The sequence below is a fragment of the Paracidovorax sp. genome, from assembly GCF_057642795.1.
The window spans coordinates 148,136-165,052 of the sequence record NZ_JBXYZY010000002.1 but is presented as its reverse complement, the minus strand read 5'-3'; the positions used below and the strand labels follow the sequence as shown (position 1 = coordinate 165,052).

The window sequence follows — 16,917 nt, the reverse complement described above, 5'->3', positions numbered from 1 at the left end:
GGATAGCACGGCGATCCACAAGCGCCGCAACGCCGCAGACCGCCCGTCGACGTAGCTGCCCTTGGGGTTGGAGCGAAATCGTAAACACGTTCTGACGCCCGAGGCGGGCCACCCGCACTGCGGACCCGCCGTTCTCCTACCGGCCGGGCCGGCCGCCGCCGTTAACATCCGCCGTCCCTCACTCCGGTGGTCTGCCGTGCGGTCCTTGCGCGTTCAACTGATCCTGTTCTGGGCCTTCCTGATGGCCGCCTGCGCGCTGGTGGCGGCCATCATCGTCGTGCTCTACCAGACGGGCCCCGGCGCCCAGGTGGCCGCCAGCCAGGCGAGCGCCATCCAGGCCTGCGAGAACATCGCCAGCCGCTATGCCCGGTCGGTGCCCGGCGTGGCGGCCGACGCGCCCCAGGCCGACCTGCTGCGCGTGCTGCTGCACGTGGTGCTGCTGGAGTCGCCGCAGGTCGAAGGCGGCGTCTGGAGCGCCAGCGCCACCCCGCCGGGCGGCAGCATGCTGGCCTATGCCTACCCCACCTATGAAGGCAGCAGCGCCAAGATCGACGTGCCCGCCGCCGAATCGCCGCTGATCTTGGAGACCGCCCGCCAGGCCGGCAGCACCGGCCGCACCGCCGTGAACCTGGTGCGCGGCAGCCGCGAGGTGCTGATCGTCGCCGCCTGCCCGCTGGCCGCCCACCCGGGCACGGCCGTCTGGACCATGACGCGCGCCCACTCCGGCGCCATCACCGCGCAGAAGAGCCTGCGCACCGCCATCGCGCTGCTGGCGCTGCTGGTGGTGGCCTCGGGCGTCTGGCTGGGCTGGGTGCTGCTGCGCGGGCAGCGCCAGATCCGGCGGCTGGAAGAGGCCCTGGCCAGCGCGGCGGACGGCACCGTCCCCCGGCTGGAGCGCACCGGCATCCGCGAGCTGGACCGCATCGTCGATGGCTTCAACGCCTTCGGCACGCGCCTGCAGGACGCCCGCGCCCGCCTCAAGGAAGCCCTGGCCCAGCGCCATCGCGACCTGCGCCTGACGGCCCTGGGCCGCATGACCGCCTCGGTCGCGCACGAGATCCGCAACCCCATCGCCGCCATGCGCCTGAAGGCCGAGAACGCCCTGGCCGCGCCGCCGGCCCGCCATGCCGAGGCGCTGGGCGCCATCGTCACGCAGATCGACCGGCTCGAAGGGCTGGTGCAGAGCCTGCTGGCCCTGGTGCAGCCGCTCCACCTGCAGCCCCGCAGCGTGGCGCTGACCGCGTGGCTGCAGGAGCGGCTCGACACGGCCCGCCCCGCCGCCCAGGCGCGCGGCGTGCGGCTGGCGCTGCAGGGCGGTGCGCCGGGCGACGCGGCCGAAGCCGTCTTCGACCCCGCGCATGCCGCGCGCGCGCTCGACAACCTGCTGGACAACGCCGTGCGCCACGCGCCCGAGGGCGGCGAGGTGCGGCTCTCGGCCCGCGTGGATGCTGACCGCTCCACCTGCACGCTGGTGGTGGAAGACGACGGCCCCGGCGTGCCCGAGGCGCTGCAGGCCCAGCTCTTCGAGCCCTTCGCCACCGGCCGCGCCGACGGCAACGGCCTGGGCCTGGCACTGGCCCGCGAAGTGGCGCTGGCCCACGGCGGCGAACTGCATTACGCGCCCCGCCATGCCGACGGCAGCGGCGGCGCACGATTCACACTGGAGCTGCCATGGCGCGCCTCTTAGTCGTCGATGACGACGACGCCTTCCGCGAATCCCTGGTCGAAACCCTGCAGAGCCTGGGCCACGAAGTGCATGCCGCCGGCGGCGGCGAAGAGGCGTTGCGCCGGGTCGAAAGCCACCGCTACGGCGCCATCTTCCTGGACCAGCGCATGCCCGGCATGGACGGCCTGCAGACGCTGGCCGCGCTGGCCGCACGCACGGCGCGGCTGCCGCCCGTGCTGGTGCTGACGGCCTATGCCAGCGGCTCCGGCACCATCGAGGCGATGCGCCTGGGCGCCTTCGACCACCTGACCAAGCCGGTCAGCCGTGCCGCCGTGGTGGAGGTGCTCGACCGCGCCCTGCGCGCGGGCGCCGAAGCCGGCGATGCCCTGGCCGCGCCCGCGCCGGACACCGATGCGGCGCAAGACGGCGAACTCATCGGCATCAGCGAATCCATGCGCGAAGTCCACAAGCGCATCGGCCTGGCCGCCGCCAGCGAGGCGCCGGTGCTCATCGAAGGCGAGACCGGCACCGGCAAGGAGCTGGTGGCGCGCGCGCTGCACCGGCATTCGGCACGCTCGGGCGGCCCCTTCGTCGCGCTCAACTGCGCGGCCATCCCCAAGGAACTGCTGGAAAGCGAGCTGTTCGGCCACGTCAAGGGCGCCTTCACCGGCGCGCAGGCCGACCGGCTCGGCTGCTTTCGCGCGGCCGAGGGCGGCGTGCTGCTGCTCGACGAGATCGGCGACATGGCGATGGACGTGCAGGCCAAGCTGCTGCGCGCGCTCCAGGAAAGCGAGGTCACCCCGCTGGGCAGCCACCGGCCGGTGAAGGTGAACGTGCGCGTGGTGGCCGCCACCCACCGCGACCTGGCCGCCGCCGTGCGCGAGGGGCGCTTCCGCGAAGACCTGCGCTTTCGGCTGGACGTGCTGCACATCGTGCTGCCGCCGCTGCGCGAGCGGCTGGCCGACATCGTGCCGCTGGCTGAGCACTTCCTGCGCCGCGCCGCCGCGCCGCAGCCCGCCCGGCGCCTGTCGGCCGAGGCCGCCCGCGCGCTGCTGGACCACCCCTGGCCCGGCAACGTGCGCGAGCTGCGCAACGCCATGGAGCGCTGCCAGGCGCTGCAGCGCGGCGCGGTGGTCTCGGCCGCCGACCTGGACCTGCGCGCAGACACAGGGGCCGTCGCTGCCGCAGCCGCCCTGCCCGCCGCCTGGCTGGATGCGCCGCTACCTGAAGCCGTCGAGCGGCTGGAGCGGCTGATGCTGGAGCACGCGCTGCGCCAGTCCGACGGCAACCGCTCGCAGGCCGCGCGGCGCCTGGGCATCCACCGCCAGCTGCTCTACAGCAAGCTCGCGCAGTACGGGCTGGGCTGAACAGGGTGGCCGCCCGGGCGACACGGCACCGCAGCAGGCGTCCGAAAACCGGACAGACTGTCGCCATTCCACCCAGGCCCATGGCCGACGCTCCGGCGCAAGTGCTTGATTTGCAAGGGTTTCGCAGGTGGCACGCATCTTGGGATACCTGTGGCGTCACCAACCCTCAAGGATGATTGCCATGCCACCGAATTCCCACCCCATCGACCGTAACGGACTGGCCCGCGCAGCCCTCGCCAGCGCCGCCGCCCTGCTGCTGGCCGCCGGCGCCCAGGCCCAGCCGGCCCCAGCTCCGCGCGGCCCGGCGCCGCTGCTGGTGCAGACCGCACCGATGGAGCAGGCCACGGTCAGCGGCACCGTGCAGCGCTGGCTGGTCAACCCCAACGGCGAAGCCGACGGCCTGCTGCTGCAGGACGGCACGCAGATCGCCTTCCCGCCGCATCTGTCGGCCGAGCTGACCGCCTGGCTGCGCGTGGGCGACGCGGTACAGGCCACCGGCTGGAACCGCCGCGACATCGGCGTGCTGCGCGCCGTGAGCCTGCAGTCGCAAGGCCGCGTGGTGCAGGACACGCCCCCCGTGCCCGGCCAGCGCCCGCTGCCCCCGCCGCAGGAAGCGCTGACCGCGCTGCAGGCCGACGGCCGCGTGGCCCGCGTACTGTTCAACAGCCGGGGCGACGCCCACGGCCTGCTGCTGGAAGACGGCACCGTCGTGCGTTTTCCGCCGCACATGGGCAGCGCCGTGATGCCGCTGCTCAAGACTGGTGCCACCGTCTCGGTGCGCGGCTGGGGCACGCGCAACGCGCTGGGCACCGGCATCGAGGCCGCGCAACTCGGCGCATCGCCCAGCACGCTGCAGGACATGCTGGCCCCACCCGGCGGCCCCGGCGCCCCCGGCCTGCCCGGCGCGCCCATCGGCCCCGTCGGCCCGCGCCCCTGACGAGCCGCCATGCACGGCGCCAAAGGAGCCCGCACATCCCGGCCTGCCCTCAGTAACGCCGCAGATCGGGTCGCTGCAACGCCGGTATCTGCAGCCGCTCAAGAGCCCGCGCTGCGGCGTCGAAGGCGTAGCGTTCGATACGGGCGACTTCATCCACACCCGGCCCAACGGCTGCGCGGCGCTGGCGCCCACGGCGAGCCGCTGGCCGGACGACCGCCCCCTCAGGAGTGACACCCCATGACCGCCGCACCCACCCCGACTGGCTCGACAATCCGGGCCTCTTCGTCGGTGCCACCTTCTGCCAATGCGGCAAAGACAGCGGCGGCGGCTACCGGCACCTCGCTGTCCGCGCTGGCGTGGATGGCCTTCTTCATGGCCGACGTGCGCGACGGCCTGGGCCCGTTCCTGGCCACCTACCTGCAGGCCCAGCGCATCGACCAGACCCTGATCGGCGTGGTGCTCACCGCCGGCGGCCTGGCCGGCATGGCCGCCACGCCGCTGGCCGGCGCCTTCGTGGACCGCACCCGGTCCCAGCGGGCGCTGGTGGCGGTGGCGGCCCTGCTGGTGCTGGGCGCGAGCGCGCTGGCCTTCTCCACGCGCTCCTCCGGCCTGCTGATCGCCTCCCAGGTGCTGACCGGCACGGCCGGCGCGGTGCTGGCGGCGGCCCTTGCCGCGCTCACGCTCGGGCTGGCGCGCAGCAGCGGCCTGCGCCACCAGACCGGCCGCAACGAGGCCTACAGCCACGCCGGCAACATCGTCTCGGCGCTGGGCGCCGCCGCCTTCGCGCACTGGCTGGGCGCACCGTGGATGCTGGCCGTCATGACGGCCATGGCCGTGGGCGCGCTGGCCTGTCTGCGCGCCATCCGGCCCGGCGACATCGACCATATGGCCGCGCGCGGCGGCGATGCCGAGCCCGCTGCCGCGCCAGCCCCGTCCGCATCCGCCAACGACCCGCGCGCCGTGGCCCCCGAGGGCCTGCGCGCCTTCCTTCGCCACCGGCCGCTGTGGTGCTTCGGCCTGGCCTGCGCGCTCTTCCACCTGGGCAATGCGGCCATGCTGCCGCTGCTGAACCAGCGGCTGGCCGCCACCGTGCCCGACGCGTCCCCGCTGCTGTGGACGGGCATCGCCATCGTCGTCGCGCAGCTCACCATGGTGCCGGTAGCGCTCTGGGTCTCGCGCAGCCGTCACTGGGACCTGCAGGTCTTCATCTACCTCGCCATCTGCGCGCTGCCCGTGCGCGGCATGATCGCCTGGGCCATCCCCGACGCCTGGGCCAACATTCCCGTGCAGGTGCTGGACGGCATCGCCGCCGGCGCACTGGGCGTGGCCACGCCGCTGATGGTGGAACGCTACGTACGCGGCAGCGGCCGCTACAACACCGCCCTGGGCCTGGTGATGACCCTGCAGGGCGTGGGCGCCGCCATGAGCCCGGCCGTCGCCAACACCGTCGTGGGCGCGGGCGGGCATTTCGGCCTGGCCTTCGCCGTGCTCGCCGGCTGCGCGCTGCTGGCGCTGCCCGTCTTCTGGATCGCCCAGCGCACGGCCGCCCAGCGCAACGCCGCGGGACCCACGGCCGGCGCCGGCGTGCCGGCCTGAACCGGCACAAACCGCTCGCCGCACGCCAAGGGCGGCTGACGGTCCACGCCGCATGCCGTACGCTCGGGCCCTCCGGCCGCAGGTGGCGGCCGGCCCTTCGCTGGAGCCGCCCATGCCCGCTGCCGCCTTCGCACACGTCGCCCGTACCGGCCTGGTGGCCCTCGTGGTCTGCGGCTGCACCACCCAGGGGGTGCCACCACCGCAACCCGCACCGGAAAGCCCCGACTCCGCCGCGCAGGAAGCGCTGCGCGCCCGCTACCCCGCCGACCTGCGGGACTGCCGCGCCCAAGCCAGCCAGGTCGGCGTGCTGCAAGAGACGCTGAACGGCATGGTCGAAGGCGCCGTGGCCGCCGCCGCCCTGGTCTGGGCCCTGGGCCGCAGCCACACCGCGGTGCAGGACTGGGCCGCGGGCGGCGCGGTGCTGGGCGCGGGCCAGTACGGCGCCGAAGCCCTGCAGCGCCAGCAGCGCCTGCTGCAGACCTGCATGGCGGCGCGCGGCCATGGCGGCGGCCCGCAGCCCTATGCCTACGGGCCCGTGGTACCCGCCATGCCTGCGGCCCCCTTCGTGCCGCCCCGCCCTACCGGCACCGACACCTTCAACGCCGAACGCCTGGCCCGCGACCGCGCCTGCAGCGCACAGCCCCTGGCCACGCTGGCCGCCAAGGGGCCGGGCTTCGAGACTTACACCGTACCTTGCGACAACGGCGACGCGCTGGCCGTGCGCTGCGAGTTCGGCAACTGCCGCGTGCTGCGATGAGCGACAGCCAGCGGCAGCGAGCCGCCACCTCGGCATCTCCCGACGATCTCGCAGGGGAGCGCCCGGAGGCCCTGAGATCCAGCTCAACGTCTCCTGACCATCAGAGCGAGCATTGCGCACGTTCTGCAAGGCTGTCCTGAACGCGCGTGCACGCCGGGTCGGGTGCGTGCACCATGGCGGTCCCGGCGCACGCCGCCGCATCCCTCTGGAGGAGACAGCCATGGCCCAGGCCACCCACGAGGTTTTCAACCAGTTCCCGGAGCTCACCGACTACGACCTGCTCGCCACCGATGCCGCGCTGCAGGAAGCGCTGCAGCGCGCAGGCGCCGGCCACGCCCTGCCCGCGCTGGGCGACTACGCCCGCCGGCTCGGCAGCGCCGGCACCTACGCCCTGGCCGAGCAGGCCAACCACCACAAGCCCGTGCTGCACCGCTTCGACAGCCGGGGCCACCGCATCGACCGGGTGGAGTTCCATCCCGCGTGGGACGCGCTCATGGCGCTCTACCGCGGCCAGGGCCTGGTCTCCATGCCGTTCGACAGCGACCGGCCCGGCCGCTGGTCCGCCTGGGCCGCCGGCTTCTACCTGCACGGGCAGGTGGAGCAGGGCACGCTCTGCCCGGCCACGATGACGCAGGCCGCCATCCCGCTGCTGCGCAAGGAGCCCGCGCTCTGGGCGCAGCTGGAGGGACGGCTCCACAGCCGCACGCACGACCCGCGCGACCTGCCCGCGCACGCCAAGGCCGGCATCTGGCTGGGCATGGGCATGACGGAAAAGCAGGGCGGCTCCGACGTGCGGGCCAACACCACCGTGGCCACGCCGCTGGGCGCGGGCGGGCGCGGCGGCGAATACTTGCTACGCGGCCACAAGTGGTTCTTCTCCACCCCGCAGAGCGATGCGCACCTGGTGGTCGCGCGCACAGGCGAAGGCGGGCCTTTCGCCTGCTTCTACGTGCCACGCCGCCTGGAAGACGGCACGCTCAACGGCGTGCATGTGCAGCGCCTGAAGGACAAGGTGGGCAACCGCAGCAACGCCAGCGGCGAGGTGGAGTTCGACGGCGCCTGGGGCGTGCTCCTGGGCGAGGAAGGCCGCGGCATTCCCACGATCATCGAGATGGCCACCTACACGCGCCTCAACTGCGTGGCCGGCAGCGCCGCCATCCTGCGCCAGGCCACCGTGCAGGCGATCGCGTACGCGCGCCGCCGCCACGCCTTCGGCAAGGCCCTGGCCGAGCAGCCCCTGATGCGCGCCGTGCTGGCCGACCTGGCGCTGGAGAGCGAGGCCGCGGTGGCCCTGCTGATGCGCCTGGCCGAGGCTTTCGAGCGCGATGCCGACGGCAGCGCGAGCCCCGCCGACCACGCCTGGAAGCGCGTGATGACGCCGGCCGCCAAGTTCTGGGTCTGCAAGCGCGGCGTGGAACTGGCGGGCGAGGCGATGGAGGTGTTCGGCGGCAACGGCTACGTGCAGGAGGGCGTGATGGCGCGCCTCTTCCTGGAGTCACCCGTCAACTCCATCTGGGAGGGCTCGGGCAACGTGATGTGCCTGGATGTGCTGCGGGCCCTGGCCCGCGAGCCCGGGGCGGCCCAGGCGCTGCTGGAAGAGCTCGCGCCCGCCGCTCGGGGCGAGCCGCGCATCGCCGCCGCGCTGGGCGCATTGCAGGCCCTGATGGCCTCACCCCCCGAAGCGCTCGAAGCCCTGGGCCGCGTGCTGGTGCAGCGCCTGGTGCTGGTGGCCCAGGCCTGCCTGCTGCGCCGGCATGCGCCGCAGGCGGTGTCCGACGCATTCATCGCCACGCGCCTGGGCGGTGCGGACGCGGCTCGCGTGGCGGGCGCCATCGACACGCGCGGGCTGGATGTGGAGCGCATCCTGGAGCGCGCTTTCCCCGCATGAAGGGCCGTGGCCCGGCAGCGCGCTGACGGCCGCCGTGGGAGCTGCCGGCCATGGGTCGGCAGGGCGCGCCATAAAATGCGATCCATTCTCATTCGCAGGCTACCGCCATGTCCGCGCCCTCCTCGCCCCATGCTGCCGCCACCCAGGCCCTGTACCAAGAGCACCATCGCTGGCTGGTGGGCCGGCTGCGCCACAAGCTGGGCTGCGCGTGGGACGCGGCGGATCTGGCGCAGAGCACCTTCGTGCGCGTGCTCACCGCCACCGGCCAGCGGCTGGACGACGTCGCCGAGCCGCGTGCCTATCTCACCACCATCGCCCAGCGCCTGCTGTCCAACCACCTGCGGCGCCGGCAGATCGAGCGCGCCTACCTGGATGCGCTCGCCCAGCTGCCCGAGGCCGTGGCGCCGCCGCCCGATGCGCGCCTGATGGTGCTGGAAACGCTGCTCGCCATCGACCGCCTGCTCGACGGCCTGCCCACCATGGCCCGCCGCGCCTTCCTGCTGTGGCGGCTGGAGGAGCTGACGCAGGACGAGATCGCCGTACAGCTGGGCATCTCGCGCACCAGCGTGCGGCGGCACCTGGCGGCCGCTGCAACGCGCTGCTACTTCCACGACCCGGCGCAGGACAAGGCATGACGGCCTCTCACCACCCCGGCGCGCACGATGCCGCCGTCTCGCCCCGCGTGGCACGCGAGGCCGTGGACTGGCTGCTGCAGCTGCACCCCGGCAACGGCACCGAAGCGCGCAGCGCCCACCAGCAATGGCAGGCCTGGATGGCCGCCGACCCGGCGCATGCCCGCGCCTGGCAGCGCATCGCCGAGGTGGACGGCCAGCTGCGCGGCGTGCCGGCCGCCGTCGCCCTGCCCACCCTGGCCGCGCCCGGCATGGGCCGCCGCCGCGCGGTGCAGCTGGCCGCAGCGCTGACGGCCGGCGCCGGCGGCCTGCTGGCGGCGCGGCAGACCACGCCCTGGCAACAACTGGCGGCAGATCTCTGCACCGCCACCGGCGAGCGCCATGCGACGGTGCTGGCCGACGGCACGCGGCTGCAGCTCAACACCGCCTCCGCCGTGGACGTGCGCTACGGCCCTGCCGAGCGGCTGATCGTTCTGCGCGCCGGCGAGATCCTGGTACACAGCGCCCCCGACGCCTCCGGCCGGCCGCTGCGGGTGCGCACGGCGGCGGGCATGGTGCGCGCCATCGGCACGCGCTTCACGGTGCGGCACCTGGCGGACGGCAACGGCATCCCCTTCGTGCTCGGCGCCCCCTCCGCCGCCATCGCCCTCGTCGCGGTGCTGGAAGGCGCGGTCGAACTGACACCCGCTGCCGCGCCGACCGCCACGCTGCAGTTGAACGCCGGCCAGCAGGCGCCGCTGACTGCGGCCTCGGCCGGCCCGCCCGAGCCGCTCCCCGAGGGCGCCGCCGCCTGGAGCGAGGGCATGCTGGTCGCCGATGCGATGCCGCTGGCCGGCTTCATCGCAGAGCTATCGCGCCACCGCCCTGGCGTGCTGCGCTGCGCGCCTGAGGTCGCCGGCCTGCGCGTGTCAGGCGCCTACCCGTTGGCCGACACCGACCGGGTGCTGGCCGCCCTGGCCCGTGCGCTGCCGGTGCAGGTGCAGTCGCGCACACGCTGGTGGGTGACGGTGGCGGCGCGCGATGGCTGATCGCGGGCGCCAGCAAAGCTATTAATTTGATAGCTACCAGCGCTTGATGAACAAGCGCCACCGGGCTTTTTCATTCGAAGCCAGCAAAAAGATGGCCCAAAGCGCAGCCATGGGTGTCAAGGAAAGCAAGGCCAGCGCGGACGGCGGCAACACCACCCCGCCCCAACCGCCCTGCGCCCATTGCTTCTCCCCCGCTTGCCTGAAAGATGCCCTCCACCATGACTGCGCCCGCACCCGCCGCCGCCACCACCTCCTCCATCGCTCCCCATCCCCCGCACGCCCCGGCCCCGTGGCTGGCCGCGCCCCTGCTGTGCGCGGGCCTCGCACTGGGCTGCGCCCTGGCCGCGCCTGCGGCCCAGGCCCAGCCGGGCCGCACGGCCAGCGCCGACGCGCCGCGCCAGCGCTATGCCATCGCCCCCGGCCCGCTGGGCGCGGCGCTCAACCGGCTGGGGCGTGAATCGGGCACGCTGATCAGCTTCAGTCCGCAGCTCACCGACGGCCTGTCCTCGCCCGGCGTGTCGGGCGAACACTCGGTGGCGCAGGCGCTGGCCGCGCTGCTGGCCGGCACGCCGCTGCAGGCCGTGCCGGCGGCGGACGGCAGCTACACCCTGCGCCCCATGGCCACCGCCACCGAACGCCCCGCCGCGGGCGCCACGCTGGGTGAAGTGCGCGTGACCGCCAGCGCCCCGCTCACGCCCGACGACCTGCCCGCGCCCTATGCCGGCGGCCAGGTCGCACGCGGCGGCCGGCTGGGCCTGCTGGGCCAGACGGACGTGATGGACGCCCCCCTGCACATCACCAGCTACACCGCCCAGGCGCTGGCCGACCGGCAGGTGACCACGCTGGGCGAGGCCCTGGCGGCCGACCCGTCGGTGCGCAGCGCCGCGCCCAGCGGCGACGTGGCCGACGCCTTCTTCATCCGCGGCTTCGCCATCGGCGACAACAACATCGGCGAGGTGGCGTTCGACGGCCTCTACGGCGTCGCGCCCAACTACCGGCTGCTGACCGACTATGCGGAGCGGGTGGAAGTGCTCAAGGGCCCGGCCGCCATGGTGTACGGCATGTCGCCCAACAGCGGCGTGGGCGGCGGCATCAACGTGGTCCCCAAGCGCGCCACCGAAGACCTGACCCGCCTGCGCGCCGACTACGGCACGCGGTCGCAGGTGGGCGGCCATGTGGACGTGGCGCGCCGCCTGGGCGAGGACCGGCGGTTCGGCGTGCGCTTCAACGGCAGCTGGCGCGACGGCCGCACGCCCCTGGACCACCAGCGCCGCGAAGCCACGCTGGGCGCGCTGGCGCTGGACTACACCAGCGACCGCACCCAGGTCACGCTGGATCTGATCGACCAGCGCGAAAACGTGGACGCGCCCACGCGCCGGCCCTCGCTGGCCGCCGGACTGGCGGTGCCACCCGCGCCCGATGCGCGGCGCAACATCACCCAGCGCTGGGAGTGGTACGACAGCACCGAGCGCTCGGCCCTGCTCAAGGCCCGGCACGATCTGAACGCGCAGTGGTCGCTGTTCGGCAGCCTGGGCGCGGCCCGCTCCGAGGTGGACCGGCTCTTCAACACGCCGACCATCACCAACGCCGCGGGCGACACCCGCGTGACGCCCACCCGCGCCCGCTTCGACGTGCGCCGCCAGGTGGCCGAAGCCGGCCTGCGCGGGCGCTTTTCCACCGGCGGCGTGGCGCACCAGGCCACCCTGCAGTGGAGCCGCTACGAAGACCGCTACCGCATGGGCTCGGTCGCTGGCACGGCCTACACCTCGAACCTGTACGCGCCCATCGAGCGGCCGGCGCAGGACGTGGCCGCGCCTGGCACCGTGCCGATGCGCTCGGCCAACGTGCTGCAGGGCCTGGCGCTGGCGGACACGCTCTCGCTCTGGGACGACCGCTTGCTGGTCACCCTGGGCCTGCGGCGCCAGCAGGTGGATTCGGACAATTTCGATGCCGCCGGCGTGCGCACCGGCACCTACCGCCAGAGCGCCACCACGCCGATGGCGGGCGTGGTGGTCAAGCCGTGGCAGGGCGTGTCGGTCTATGCCAACTACATCGAAGGGCTCAGCAAGGGCGATACGGCGCCCAGCAGCACCGTCAATGCGGGCGAGGTGTTCGCGCCCTACCGCTCGCGCCAGCAGGAAGTGGGCGTGAAGTTCGACCGCGGCGGCCTGATCACCACGGCCAGCGTGTTCCAGATCCGGCGGCCCAGCGGCCTGCTGGTGGCCAACCGCTTCACCGTGGATGGCGAACAGCGCAACCGGGGCCTGGAACTGACCGTGCAGGGCGAGCCCGCGGCCGGCTGGCGCCTGTACGGCGGCGCCACCTGGATCGACGCGGAGCTGACCCGTACCGCCAGCGCCGCCACGCAGGGCCGCACCGCCGTGGGCGTGCCGCGCGCCCAGTTCATGCTGAACGCCGAACACGACCTGGGCGCCGTCCCGGGCCTGACGCTGACCGGCGCACTCACCCACACCCGCTCGCAGTTCGCCGACCAGGCCAACCTGCAGCGGCTGCCGGCCTGGACCACCGTGGACCTGGGCCTGCGCTGGCGCACCGCACTGGCCGGCCGCGCCACCACCTGGCGCGCCACGGTGCGCAACGCCACCGGCCGCGACTATTGGGCGGGCGCGTCCACCTGGGGCACGTTGCTGCAGGGCGCGCCGCGCAGCGTGCTGGTGTCGGCGACGATGGACTTCTAGCCCGCTCTCCGCTGCGAAACAAAAAGAAAAAGGGGCGAGGCGCACGCCCTGCGGCGTTCGCCTCGCCCTCCGCAAAAGACTCAGGCTCAGGCAGCGCTGGACAGCACCAGCTGCACGCCCGTCAGGCCATAGACCGGCGTGGCGCGGAAGCCCGGCACGATGATCTGGCTGAACTGGCCCTGCACGCCTTGCGCGCGCAGCACGGTGAGGGTGTCGCCCGCCTTGGGCGTGTAGCCGGCGCGGAAGGACACCACCAGCGTGCCGCCCAGCACGGCGGTGCCGGAGGTGGACAGGGCGCCCGCATTGGCCGAGCCCAGCTGCGCCTGCAGCGTGCCGCCAGCGGTCTGGGCGTAGCCGCCCTGCAGCTGCAGGGTGCCCGCGCCGCCCACGGCCAGCGTGCCGCCACCCACATAGACGGCGCCCGTGCCCAGGGCCTGGGCGCTGTCGGCGCGCAGGGTGCCGGCCACCAGTTCGATGCCGCCGCTGAAGCGGTTGTTGCCGGCCAGCGCCAGCGTGCCGGAGCCGCGCTTGGTCAGCTTGCCGGGGCCGCCGATGTCGTTGCGCCACACGTCCAGCGCATTGAAGCCGCCCAGGCCCGCGTCCATGCTCACGTCCACGTCGCCATTGAAGGCGCCATAGCCGTCCGCCGCGGCGAAGAGATTCAGGCGGCCGAAGCCTTCGGCGTCGTCCATGATGGGGTAGCCCGAGGGCAGCGCGGTGGTCTTGAGCACCACGCGGCGCTGCGCGTCGGTCAGGTAGGGCTGGCGCGTTTCCAGCAGCACTTCGGCGCCCTTGGGCACCACGGCCGGGCGGTTGGTGTCGCCGTTCTGCGCGAAGCCGAAGACCAGGCGGCGCTGATAGGCGCTACGGTTGGCGGCGGCGTCGGCGAAGCGGTCCTGCGCCGCGCCTTGCGAGTGCGCGAAGGCCAGCAGAGCCTCGGGCGTGGCGGCGCCGGTGGACTTCATCAGCGTCTGCAGGGCCTGGGCGCGCGCGGCCTTGCGCGCGTCGGGCGTGGCCGCGTAGATGTTGCCCAGCGCAGAAGCCTCGCCCAGCAGGCGGCCGCCGATCACGTCCATGGGCGAGTGCATGCCGGCCATGATGCGGTTCTCGCCCAGCTCCAGGCCGCGTGCGAGCATTTCCTGGAAGCGCTCGGGCACCAGGTAGGCCATGGCGACGGCGTTGCGCACCGCCTCGGCCGAGTGGCCGCTGGGGAACCCGCCGTCGGTGGCTGGCGAGCTGCTCTTCGCGGGCTCCAGCGTGGGCGCGACCTGCACGCTGGCGCTCCAGCGCCACGGACGGGCGTACTTGTAGAAGCGCTTGGCGGGCTCGGTGGAGGCGTTGTTGCCCATGCTGTTGACGAAATCGATCACCAGGCCGAAGTCGGCATTGGCGCTGCCGCCCACGCCGGTGTTGTTGCCCTGGTCGTCATAGCGCACGGTGGTGGCGTCGGCCGGGATGCTGGTGATGGTGGTGGTCTGCCGCGCCGCCTGGCGCCAGGCGGCGGTGAGCGGGCCCATGCCGTCGGTCACGCTGTAGTTCTTGCCCCGGCGGTCGTCGTAGTAGGCGGCGTCGGCCTGGGCCGGCGTGCGGGCGGCCGTGGTGCGGACCACGAAGCCGACGTTCTCCTTGTGGAAAGCCGCGTTCTTGACCGTGCCGTCCGTGGCGTCGCCCGGAATGCCGGACCACTTGGAAGTGGTGATGGCAGGGAAGCCGTCGCGCGCCGGAGCCGTCTGCCCGGCATCGACCAGGCGGGTGCTGGGCTCCCACAGGTCGAGGAAGCCGCTGAGCACGCGCACGCCGGCGTTCGTTTCCACCGTGGCGTAGCGCGCATCGCCGCGCTGGTTGGTGGCGGCGGCATCGACGAAGGCCGTGACGGAAGGCACGGGCGCCGATTCGGCAAAACCCACGCCGGCCGGGGCCATGGGGGTGGCAGCGTCACCACCACCGCCGCACGCGGTCAGGGCCAGCAGGGCCGGCAGCAGGGCGGCGCGCAGCGCGCGCAGGGTGAAGGCGCTGGAGCGCACAGGGACAAAAGCCGCAGCGTCGGCAGCGGCCCAGGGAGAGGCGAAAGGCATGGGGAAAAGACGGCCCACGAGGGCAGGCCCAAGTTCAAGGAGAGGACGAGAAAGTTATCCCGCTCCTATGACTGGGCCATGACACACCGCCCTGCGCGGCCGGCGGCGTGCGGCGAGGGGACGCGCAGGGCGCGCGCGTCAGCGCGGCCAGAGCACCCAGAGCCGCAGGTTCTGCTTGAGCCGCCCGGCGATGTCGCCAGCCTCCTGGCCCCAGCCGGTGAAATAGTCGGCGCGCACGGCACCCAGGATGGCGCTGCCCGTGTCCTGCGCCATCACCAGCCGCTGCAGTTGCGTGGTCGGCCCGCTGGAGGCCAGCCACACCGGCGTGCCGTAGGGAATGCTCTGCCGGTCCACGGCGATGGAGCGGCCCGGCGTGAGCGCCACGCCCTGCGCGCCCTTGGGGCCGAAGGCGGCGTCCAGCCCGTCCAGCGGTTCTTCACGGAAGAACACGTAGCGCGGATTGGCCCAGAGCATCTCGTTGACGCGGCCAGGGTTCTGCAGCGTCCAGGCGCGGATGCCGGGCCAGGTGGCGTCGCGCACCAGGCCCTGGTCGAGCAGCCAGCGGCCCACGCTCTGGTAGGGCTGATCGTTGGTGCCGGCGAAAGCCACACGCACCAGGCGCACGCTGCCGTCGGGCTCCACCAGGCGCAGCCGGCCCGAGCCTTGGATGTGCAGCACCATGGCTTCGACCGGGTCGCGCACCCAGGCGATGGCACGGCCAGCGAGCTGGGCCTGCGCCTCGGGCAAGGTGTCGATCTGCTGGCGGGTGTACCAGGGCTTGCGGCTGCCCAGGCCCGCCGGCGCCCGGTAGATGGGAATGTTGAAGCCGTTGCCCGGCAGACGCGAGGCGTCCAGATAGGGCTCGTAATAGGCGGTGAGCATGCCGTCGGGGTTGCCGGACGGTGACTCGACACGGTAGGGCTGCAGCCGCGCACGCATCCAGGCGCGCTGTTCGTCCGCGCTGCCGATGGACAGTCGCCGCACCTCCGGGCATAAGGGAGCAAGGGCCGGCGAAGGGCGCTCGCAGTTCTTGATCCAGGCGTTCCAGGCCTCGGTCAAGTTGTCTTCGGAAAAGCCCGGCAGGTCGTCCCAGGACACCGGCACCCAGCGGCTCTTGGGCTGCGCGAGCGTGCCCGGCACCGCGGCGGACGGCGCGGCAGGCACGCCGGCATAAGGCGGCGGAGGTGCGGCGGGAGTGCCGGATTCTTCGATCAGGGGCGGGCGGCTGGAGCAGGCCGCGAGCGTTCCTACAATCAGCGCCGTCATACAAAGGCGCAGGAGACGGGATTTCATGTGGCTGATTTTGCTTGAAGCCTTGATCGCGCTGGCCGTGCTGGTGGCGATCGTGTGGTGGACCATGTTCTCGGGACGCCGTCGGGGCGAGCTCGTGCATCCGCCCACCGAGCCCGAACGCCCTGCCCCCACCCGCCCGGGCGGACAGCCGCCAGCCCCCCCACCCTCGCCGGCGGACTGACCGGGGGCGACAGGCGCCCTGGTCCTACAGCGCGGCATCAGGCATCTGGTTACTGTACAGCCCTACCTCGCAAGCACTGGGCCGTATGGGTGCCAGGCTCGCGAAGCCGGTATCAGAAAAGTCTTTTACTTCAAGGAGTTCGTCATGCGTCTGCGCCATCCCCTTCTCATCAGCGCCACTGCAGCCCTCGTGCTGGTCACCGGCTGTGCCAACATGAGCGACACCCAGCGCACCACCGCGATCGGTGCGGGCGCCGGCGCTGCAGGCGGCGCGGTGCTGGGCGCCGTGACGGGCGGCAACGCAGGCACGGGCGCATTGATCGGCGCAGGCGTGGGCGCGCTGGGCTCGTACATCTGGTCGCAGCACATGGAGCGCCAGAAGCAGGAAATGCAGCAGGCCACGGCCGGCACCGGCGTGGTGGTCACGCAGACCGCCGATAACCAGCTCAAGCTGGACATCCCCAGCGACATTTCCTTCGCCACCAACCGCTCGAACATCCAGCCGAACTTCGCGCCCCTGCTGGACCGCTTCGCAGAAGGCCTGCGCAACAACCCCAACACCGAAGTGCGCATCGTCGGCTACACCGACTCCACGGGCACCGACGCCATCAACAACCCGCTGTCGCTGGACCGCGCCAGCAGCGTGCGCAACTACCTGACGGCCCGTGGCGTGAACGGCGGCCGCATCCAGGTGGAAGGCCGTGGCTCCACCCAGCCCGTGGCCAGCAACGACACGAGCGAAGGCCGTGCGCGCAACCGCCGCGTCGAGATCTTCGTGGGCGAGCGTTCGCGCGGCTGA

At 73.2% G+C, this 16,917-nt stretch carries 13 protein-coding genes; 11 read left to right on the top strand and 2 right to left on the bottom strand.

Annotation, left to right across the window (positions count from 1 at the left end; translation table 11 throughout):
* Positions 1-196: 196 nt before the first annotated feature.
* The 9 genes from AC3A84_RS03475 to AC3A84_RS03435 all read left to right on the top strand — a co-directional run bounded on the left by AC3A84_RS03475 (position 197) and on the right by AC3A84_RS03435 (position 12,570).
* Positions 197-1,687, top strand: a complete 1,491-nt coding sequence (locus tag AC3A84_RS03475; RefSeq protein WP_487968353.1) for a sensor histidine kinase — start codon at positions 197-199, stop codon at positions 1,685-1,687.
* On the top strand, positions 1,672-3,033 hold the full coding sequence (locus AC3A84_RS03470; protein WP_487968352.1) for a sigma-54-dependent transcriptional regulator: 1,362 nt from the start codon (positions 1,672-1,674) through the stop codon (positions 3,031-3,033). The genes AC3A84_RS03475 and AC3A84_RS03470 overlap by 16 nt, the downstream gene beginning before the upstream one ends.
* A gap of 181 nt (positions 3,034-3,214) precedes the next feature.
* A complete protein-coding gene (locus AC3A84_RS03465; protein WP_487968350.1) occupies positions 3,215-3,970 on the top strand; it encodes a hypothetical protein in 756 nt (251 codons plus the stop codon).
* A gap of 237 nt (positions 3,971-4,207) precedes the next feature.
* A complete protein-coding gene (locus AC3A84_RS03460; RefSeq protein WP_487968349.1) occupies positions 4,208-5,566 on the top strand; it encodes an MFS transporter in 1,359 nt (452 codons plus the stop codon).
* A 112-nt stretch (positions 5,567-5,678) separates the two neighbouring features.
* Positions 5,679-6,323 carry a glycine zipper family protein gene (locus AC3A84_RS03455; protein WP_487968348.1) on the top strand — a complete coding sequence of 215 codons (645 nt, stop codon included), beginning with the start codon at positions 5,679-5,681 and terminating at the stop codon, positions 6,321-6,323.
* Positions 6,324-6,543: 220 nt separating this feature from the next.
* Positions 6,544-8,211: an acyl-CoA dehydrogenase family protein gene (locus AC3A84_RS03450; RefSeq protein WP_487968347.1), complete on the top strand. Its 1,668-nt coding sequence runs from the start codon at positions 6,544-6,546 to the stop codon at positions 8,209-8,211.
* A gap of 107 nt (positions 8,212-8,318) precedes the next feature.
* Complete coding sequence (locus AC3A84_RS03445) at positions 8,319-8,846, top strand: sigma-70 family RNA polymerase sigma factor (protein WP_487968346.1); 528 nt, start codon at positions 8,319-8,321, stop codon at positions 8,844-8,846.
* Positions 8,843-9,871, top strand: coding sequence for a FecR domain-containing protein (locus AC3A84_RS03440; RefSeq protein ID WP_487968345.1), 1,029 nt, complete (start codon positions 8,843-8,845; stop codon positions 9,869-9,871). Before AC3A84_RS03445 ends, AC3A84_RS03440 begins: the two co-directional genes overlap by 4 nt.
* A gap of 218 nt (positions 9,872-10,089) precedes the next feature.
* Positions 10,090-12,570 carry a TonB-dependent receptor gene (locus AC3A84_RS03435; RefSeq protein WP_487968344.1) on the top strand — a complete coding sequence of 827 codons (2,481 nt, stop codon included), beginning with the start codon at positions 10,090-10,092 and terminating at the stop codon, positions 12,568-12,570.
* 86 nt (positions 12,571-12,656) lie between these two features.
* On the opposite strand, the gene AC3A84_RS03430 is transcribed toward AC3A84_RS03435, so the two are convergent.
* Together AC3A84_RS03430 and mltA are read right to left on the bottom strand one after the other, a co-directional pair.
* A complete protein-coding gene (locus tag AC3A84_RS03430; protein ID WP_487968343.1) occupies positions 12,657-14,645 on the bottom strand; it encodes a phosphatase PAP2 family protein in 1,989 nt (662 codons plus the stop codon).
* Between the two features lie 138 nt (positions 14,646-14,783).
* A complete protein-coding gene (gene mltA / locus AC3A84_RS03425; RefSeq protein WP_487968342.1) occupies positions 14,784-16,004 on the bottom strand; it encodes a murein transglycosylase A in 1,221 nt (406 codons plus the stop codon).
* Between mltA and AC3A84_RS03420 the strand changes: the two genes are divergently transcribed.
* Together AC3A84_RS03420 and AC3A84_RS03415 are read left to right on the top strand one after the other, a co-directional pair.
* A complete protein-coding gene (locus tag AC3A84_RS03420; RefSeq protein ID WP_487968341.1) occupies positions 15,937-16,119 on the top strand; it encodes a hypothetical protein in 183 nt (60 codons plus the stop codon). The two genes, mltA and AC3A84_RS03420, sit on opposite strands and share 68 nt — an antisense overlap.
* A gap of 144 nt (positions 16,120-16,263) precedes the next feature.
* The gene (locus AC3A84_RS03415) at positions 16,264-16,917 is read left to right on the top strand and encodes a YiaD family glycine zipper/OmpA-like lipoprotein (RefSeq protein ID WP_487968339.1); all 654 of its coding nucleotides are present in this window, start codon (positions 16,264-16,266) and stop codon (positions 16,915-16,917) included.

Excerpts from the sequence above, each read along its gene's own strand:
- AC3A84_RS03440 (WP_487968345.1), top strand. The coding sequence starts at position 8,843 with ATGACGGCCTCTCACCACCCCGGCGCGCACGATGCCGCCGTCTCGCCC.
- AC3A84_RS03460 (WP_487968349.1), top strand. The coding sequence starts at position 4,208 with ATGACCGCCGCACCCACCCCGACTGGCTCGACAATCCGGGCCTCTTCG.
- AC3A84_RS03470 (WP_487968352.1), top strand. The coding sequence starts at position 1,672 with ATGGCGCGCCTCTTAGTCGTCGATGACGACGACGCCTTCCGCGAATCC.
- AC3A84_RS03445 (WP_487968346.1), top strand. The coding sequence starts at position 8,319 with ATGTCCGCGCCCTCCTCGCCCCATGCTGCCGCCACCCAGGCCCTGTAC.
- mltA (WP_487968342.1), bottom strand. The coding sequence starts at position 16,004 with ATGGTCCACCACACGATCGCCACCAGCACGGCCAGCGCGATCAAGGCT.
- AC3A84_RS03430 (WP_487968343.1), bottom strand. The coding sequence starts at position 14,645 with ATGCCTTTCGCCTCTCCCTGGGCCGCTGCCGACGCTGCGGCTTTTGTC.
- AC3A84_RS03465 (WP_487968350.1), top strand. The coding sequence starts at position 3,215 with ATGCCACCGAATTCCCACCCCATCGACCGTAACGGACTGGCCCGCGCA.
- AC3A84_RS03435 (WP_487968344.1), top strand. The coding sequence starts at position 10,090 with ATGACTGCGCCCGCACCCGCCGCCGCCACCACCTCCTCCATCGCTCCC.
- AC3A84_RS03450 (WP_487968347.1), top strand. The coding sequence starts at position 6,544 with ATGGCCCAGGCCACCCACGAGGTTTTCAACCAGTTCCCGGAGCTCACC.
- AC3A84_RS03420 (WP_487968341.1), top strand. The coding sequence starts at position 15,937 with ATGTGGCTGATTTTGCTTGAAGCCTTGATCGCGCTGGCCGTGCTGGTG.
- AC3A84_RS03415 (WP_487968339.1), top strand. The coding sequence starts at position 16,264 with ATGCGTCTGCGCCATCCCCTTCTCATCAGCGCCACTGCAGCCCTCGTG.
- AC3A84_RS03455 (WP_487968348.1), top strand. The coding sequence starts at position 5,679 with ATGCCCGCTGCCGCCTTCGCACACGTCGCCCGTACCGGCCTGGTGGCC.